This window comes from Methylococcus sp. S1M (genome assembly GCF_051295855.1).
Lineage (GTDB): Bacteria > Pseudomonadota > Gammaproteobacteria > Methylococcales > Methylococcaceae > Methylococcus > Methylococcus capsulatus.
Window position 1 is genome coordinate 1 of record NZ_JBPDXO010000020.1, and the last position, 4334, is coordinate 4334.

The 4334-nt window shown below is 59.0% G+C and carries 5 protein-coding genes; all 5 read left to right on the top strand.

Annotated elements, in window-relative coordinates; genetic code table 11:
- Positions 1-114: 114 nt before the first annotated feature.
- The 5 genes from ACSHWJ_RS15760 to ACSHWJ_RS15780 all read left to right on the top strand — a co-directional run bounded on the left by ACSHWJ_RS15760 (position 115) and on the right by ACSHWJ_RS15780 (position 4249).
- The gene (locus tag ACSHWJ_RS15760) at positions 115-801 is read left to right on the top strand and encodes a hypothetical protein (protein ID WP_432540077.1); all 687 of its coding nucleotides are present in this window, start codon (positions 115-117) and stop codon (positions 799-801) included.
- A 320-nt stretch (positions 802-1121) separates the two neighbouring features.
- Positions 1122-2108: a phage major tropism determinant gene (locus ACSHWJ_RS15765; RefSeq protein WP_432540076.1), complete on the top strand. Its 987-nt coding sequence runs from the start codon at positions 1122-1124 to the stop codon at positions 2106-2108.
- 48 nt (positions 2109-2156) lie between these two features.
- Positions 2157-2537 carry a diversity-generating retroelement protein Avd gene (avd, locus tag ACSHWJ_RS15770; RefSeq protein WP_432540075.1) on the top strand — a complete coding sequence of 127 codons (381 nt, stop codon included), beginning with the start codon at positions 2157-2159 and terminating at the stop codon, positions 2535-2537.
- A 265-nt stretch (positions 2538-2802) separates the two neighbouring features.
- On the top strand, positions 2803-3789 hold the full coding sequence (locus ACSHWJ_RS15775) for a reverse transcriptase domain-containing protein (protein WP_432540074.1): 987 nt from the start codon (positions 2803-2805) through the stop codon (positions 3787-3789).
- Positions 3770-4249, top strand: coding sequence for a hypothetical protein (locus tag ACSHWJ_RS15780; RefSeq protein ID WP_432540073.1), 480 nt, complete (start codon positions 3770-3772; stop codon positions 4247-4249). The genes ACSHWJ_RS15775 and ACSHWJ_RS15780 overlap by 20 nt, the downstream gene beginning before the upstream one ends.
- Positions 4250-4334 lie beyond the last annotated feature (85 nt).

Here is a 4334-nt window from a genome sequence, read left to right on the forward strand (position 1 = left end):
GATGGCGCGATCTTCAAGAAATCCGGCACCGCGCTGGTCGCGGCAACGGCGGGCAGCGACTATCTGAACAACGCCTCGACCATCGACGGAGGAACGTTTTGACGAGCTTCCGCCATGAATAGCATCCAGTTAAAACGATCGAACACAGCGGGGTCCAAGCCTGTGGCTCTTGCGTCTGGTGAGCCTGCCGTCAACTTGGCTGATCATCGCTTGTTCCTGGGCGGAGCCGCCGCCGATGGGTATCCGCTTGGGTGCCAGTCTAGGCCTTCGCCGCGGTTGTCCGGGAAGCCCAAAGTCGCGGGCGCGGGCGGCGGGACAAAGTTGGCCAGCGCCACGGTAACGGCGCAACAGCAATATTTCGTGCCGTTCGTGGTGCCGCGGCCGATGATTCTGTCGCAACTTGGCGCCTATGTGGCCGTGAACCAGTTCAGCACCGTCCTCCATGTCGGGATATACGGCAACCTGTTCTATTCGGGCGAGGATCATCCCGGCCCAATCATAGCAGCGGTGACGAATTTGAGTTCGGCGACGACCGGACTTAAAAGCGGCTCAGTGAGTGCGACGCTGGAGCCTGGACGGTTGTACTGGGCGAGCGTGCTGAGCAGTGGTAGTCCTGGCCTGATTGGCATTGTGACGGCCGCCGCCAACGGTGACTATGCCATCAGCGACAGCGACTACATGACCGCAATCACTCACCAGTATTTGTCTGGCGTGTCATCGATGGCAGATTACGCCAGCGGCGCTCTGGGTGCTGTCGTTTCCGGTACAGGGACGGCCCCGGCGGTGTACCTGTATGAGTAACGCTATGTATTTGATGTAGCGCAGAGGTCTGAAATGTTTAATACAGTTTTTTCTCTTAGTAAGCCACTTATCCAGTCCGGGCAGGTCGGAACCACTCCGGTCGAAATTGACCTGCTTCAGCATCGCCCCCCATTTCGGATAACGCTGATTCCTGGCTCTGGAAACACTTCGTTGTGTGAAATCAAACACGCCGGGGAATGGTTTCCGTGGCCTCTTGGGAATATCACATCCAAAGCCACCGATGTCCAGCATGGACCGATCGAGGCTGTGAGGTTTACGCGCGTGTCTGGGTCATCGACAGACACTTACGGAGTGATGGCATGAGCGGCTGGGAAAGCGAGCGCATTGCTCGCCGATGGTTCGCAAAATCCAATTCCTTGGCGCCTGTTTGGATTGCTCCTGGCGGGTGGGCGTTGGCGGTCGGGCAGGAATTCTATGCGGAGGTGGGGGGGCGGAATCTGATCATTCCCGCCAACCGCGACATCATCCTGCCGGAATCGCCGGCGCCAGGGACGGACTATGCGATCTGGTTGAGTCCAAACGGGGTTGTGCAGGCTTCGTCCAATTTCGTGACGCCACCGAATACACCAGTCGACCGAAAGATCGGCGGATTCCATTATGCGCCAGGCGGCAATGCGCCCGCGCGGGCTGGCGGCGATACCACGCCGAAGATCAATCCGTACTCGATGTGGGACCTCAATTTCCGCCCGGCCTGCCCCGATCCGCGCGGTATGACACTGGTGGCGGACAGTTTCTGGATGGACATCTACCTGCTCGGCGTGGATTACCTCGTCAACGGCACGAGTAAATACAACGTCACGATCGCGGATGGAGGATCGCCTCCGAAGATCAGCACGAAGTTTGGCGGCAACGGCACTTCCGTCTATGCGGACGGCTCGTGGCATAACCTGGGTGAAGCGCTCAGGCATTATGGCAAGCGCCATCCCACGCCAGCCGAGGCCGAGGCGGCATTTTTTGGCACGACGGAGGCCTCATCGCTGGGGAGCGATCCAGTATCGACCGTGCTCAATGCGGCGTACACGTCCAAGTGGGGTGTGATCCAGTCGACGGGGGTAATGCACATATGGGGGTCAGCTTTTGGTGGCGGTGCTGCTGGCGCGTCATGGGTCGCTAATACGGGCGGCCGAGGCAGTACATACCAAGCCGAGAACGCCGTGTTGCTGGCGGGCGGCTGGAGCAATGGGGGCAACGCCGGTTCCGGCTGCGCGTACTGGAGCAACTCGCCCGCGTACTCGCTCAACAACATCGGGGCGCGGGGCGTCTGTGACCACATGAGACGTGATTGAGCTGGGCGATAGCCCAGTTCGACGCGGTTTTTTTGGATGGAAGGCTAGATGAAACCCGTCACGGACGCTGTTCAGTCCTATGACCAAATGGCCATCGTCGAAAAATACGAGGCCGTCATCGCCTATCTTTACCCGATCGCACAGTCGATGCCTCGTAAGCACGGCGTGGCGAGGGATATGTTTTTGCGATGCTTGCTCGGACAGCCCGATCTCTTTTACCAGGCCGGGAAATCCAATCAGGTATCGAGGATTTATGCCGCAGATGCAGGCCTTGCGAATCTGCGGTTCTGGTTGCGGTTTTTGGTCGGCCCAGGTCTCCGGGGCATAACTCCCCACCAGCACAAAGTGGCTTTAATCATGCTTTCGGAGGTGGGGGCTATGGTAGGTGCGTGGCTGGCCAAACAGCGCAAGGGGCAAACCGGGCAATGACGCCGTGTTGCTGGCGGGCAACTGGAACAATGGGGGCAACTCCGGTTCCGGCTGCGCGAACTGGAACAACTCGCCCGCGAACTCGAACAACAACATCGGGGCGCGGGGCGTCTGTGACGACATCGCTTCACCGTTCTGCCGGTGTCACGGCCCGGCAGGCAGGCCATCAAAGTGTGGTCAGCCGGTTTGTCCTCCTTCGGGAAATACGCTTCGGGGTTCGGCACAGCGCCGAGTAGTGAAACATCGAAAGGCGCGGCCGGCATTTATGGCGACGAAGCATCGCAATCTGATTGAGAAGGTCACGGCGATCGAGAATCTCCGAGACGCATACGACAAGACAGCCCGAGCGAAGCGCATGACCTGGGGGTATTTGGAGTTCAAGGAGTACGCTGAAATCAACCTCCTGCGGCTACAGGAAGAGTTGCGCGACGGCGGTTACAGAATCGGACCGTATCGGCAGTTCATGGTCTTCGAGCCCAAGACGCGGGTGATTTCAGCGCTCGACTTCAAGGATCGGCTGGTCCAACACGCAATCGTCAACGTGATCGGGCCGATATTCGAGCGGACGTTATTGCCCAACACCTTCGCATGCCGCGTCGGCAAGGGGACGCATGCGGGTGTCCGGCATGTGCAGTCATCCCTGCGGAGAACCGGGGCGACCCACTTCCTGAAATCGGACTTTTCAAAATTCTTCCCCAGCATCAATCGCCAAGTGCTGCACGCGATGATCGAGCGCAAGATCTCTTGTCGAGGCACTTTGGAAGTTTTGCGAGAGATCGTCCCGCCGACCGGAAAAGGGCTTCCAATCGGCAGTTTGACGAGCCAGCTATTCGCCAACGTCTACGGCGGCGCTTGCGATCGGTTTCTGCATGTTGCCCTGGGTGAGCGGAATTGGGCGCGCTACATGGATGACATCGTTGTGCTGGGCCATGATCCGGCTCATCTCCGAGCCGTATTCGAGCGGTTGCGCGATTTCTCGGCAGAGGTCTTAGCGCTTTCCGTCAGCAAATGGCAGGTGGCGCCAGTAAGTCATGGCATCAACTTCTTGGGATATCGGATCTGGCCTCGCCACAAGCTGCTCCGGAAGGATTCCGTAACCCGCGCCAAGCGCAGGGTCGCTACTCTCCTCAAACGTAACGACATCGCGTCGCTCGACCGCTTCATCGCGTCATGGTCGGGCCATGCTCGATGGGCCGACACCCATCACTTATTCGAATTATTGGAGATCTGCTATGCCAAAAACCATCATTAGCACGCGCGCAGACCTGGATGCCATTGCCGGCTCACCGGAGCACGCCGAGTGGATGACGTTTCTCGCTGGATCGCTGTGGCGACTAGAGAGAGACGACACGAATCAGACGTGGGTCGCTGTGGAGGACAATTCGACGATCGAGCGCTACGGGTTCGTTCGAGCTGATTTTCCTGATGCAGTTCCGCCCGAGTTGCCGGCTTGGGAGCCGGGCGTTCCGCATGTGCCGCAAACCGTCTCGCGTTTTCAAGCCAAGGCGGCATTGAGCAACGCCGGGCTTCTGGAGCAGGTTGACGCCCTGATGTCGGACCCGGCAACCGATCCGATTGCGCGGCTGGCGTGGTTGGATGCACAAGAGTTTCACCGCACCAGTCCAACGGTTGTTGTTATGGCGCAGGCGCTCGGGTTGGACGCCGCCGCGCTTGACGAATTATTTACGACGGCAGCATCGATTATCGCATGAGTTTGTCAGCCGCCGACCTCAAGGCGATTTTCAATCTCGAGCCCAAGGCCGCGATCGCCTACCTCCAGCACAAGGGCTACAAGCT

What these genes read in the sequence shown, in the direction of transcription:
- avd (WP_432540075.1), top strand. Translation starts at nt 2,157, where the DNA reads ATGAAACCCGTCACGGACGCTGTTCAGTCCTATGACCAAATGGCCATC.
- ACSHWJ_RS15760 (WP_432540077.1), top strand. Translation starts at nt 115, where the DNA reads ATGAATAGCATCCAGTTAAAACGATCGAACACAGCGGGGTCCAAGCCT.
- ACSHWJ_RS15765 (WP_432540076.1), top strand. Translation starts at nt 1,122, where the DNA reads ATGAGCGGCTGGGAAAGCGAGCGCATTGCTCGCCGATGGTTCGCAAAA.
- ACSHWJ_RS15780 (WP_432540073.1), top strand. Translation starts at nt 3,770, where the DNA reads ATGCCAAAAACCATCATTAGCACGCGCGCAGACCTGGATGCCATTGCC.
- ACSHWJ_RS15775 (WP_432540074.1), top strand. Translation starts at nt 2,803, where the DNA reads ATGGCGACGAAGCATCGCAATCTGATTGAGAAGGTCACGGCGATCGAG.